Source organism: Levilactobacillus namurensis DSM 19117, from assembly GCF_001434785.1.
GTDB lineage: Bacteria > Bacillota > Bacilli > Lactobacillales > Lactobacillaceae > Levilactobacillus > Levilactobacillus namurensis.
The window spans coordinates 1-1,174 of record NZ_AZDT01000047.1 but is presented as its reverse complement, the minus strand read 5'-3'; the positions used below and the strand labels follow the sequence as shown (position 1 = coordinate 1,174).

The window sequence follows — 1,174 nt, the reverse complement described above, 5'->3', positions numbered from 1 at the left end:
TTGACTTATGACTCTATCCTTTGCCCACGTTGTGGCAAAGTTACGATGAACCATAACGGCCATAAGACCGTTGTGGTCCGATTACCACGAGTTAGTGAACGTACGACCCTACTTGTACTTAAAAAGCAGCGTTTTCGTTGTCAAAACTGTGGTAAAACGCTTTTAGCTCAGACGCCCTTAATTCAAAAGCAGCATCAAATATCCGAAAACACACTTCACGCTATTGATCTAGCTCTAACCGAAGATCGTACGATGAGTAGTATCGCGACACAATACAACGTCTCTACTAACACAGTATGTCGACGTTTAACTCTACTAGGCAAAGAAATCCAGCCTGCCTACAATGGTTTGCCAAGGCAGTTGTGTATCGATGAGTTTCGGTCAACAGGTAATCAAATGAGTTTCATTGCGATTGATGCAAAAACTCATGATATCGTCACCATCCTTCCAGGGCGTAAGAACGCCGATATTAAGCGATTTTTCAGGAACCATTACTCGAATAAAAATCGGAGGAATGTTAAAGCTATTGTCATGGACTTTAATTCACAATACGAGTCAGCCATTAGGACGCTTTTCCCCAACGCTAAGCTAGTTGCGGATAACTTTCATCTGGTCCAAATGACACTTAGGTCCTTAAACCAGACGCGAGTTCAACTGATGAAACAGTTCAAACCCGATACACGTGAATACCGACTTTTAAAGTTCTACTGGCGCTTCTATTTAAAAAGCTATGACAGTTTAGAATCCACCGAAGTATGGTGGTTCTCACACTTAAAAGACCGCCAGACCCAAGAACAACTGGTCCAAGAGGGACTAGGTCTCAGTGAACAATTTATGCATACTTATTTTTCGGCACACCAGCTCGTTAAAACTTTTCAAGACCGCGACTATACCGGATTTCTCGAGGTTCTCGGTAGAGTTGAGAACGTAAGTCCTCAACTCATGACAACCGTAAAAACCTTTATTCATCGAAAACGACTCATCAAAAATATGACACACGGAACTCTCTCAAATGGCCCAATAGAAGGTATCAACCGTAAGATCAAACAACTTAAACGAACAGCTTACGGTTACAAGAACTGGGAACACTTCATCTATCGAATCCGTATTGAATTCCTAATCAAGGTCGAAAAAAAGAATCCAATTCGTAAATGAATTGGATTCTCACATTAGT

1 protein-coding gene is annotated in these 1,174 nt (G+C 41.4%); it reads left to right on the top strand.

What is annotated here, in order from left to right:
• Window positions 1–1,155: ISL3 family transposase (locus tag FD30_RS07505; protein WP_056944523.1), on the top strand; the 1,155-nt coding region annotated here is incomplete at its 5' end.
• Window positions 1,156–1,174: the final 19 nt, after the last annotated feature.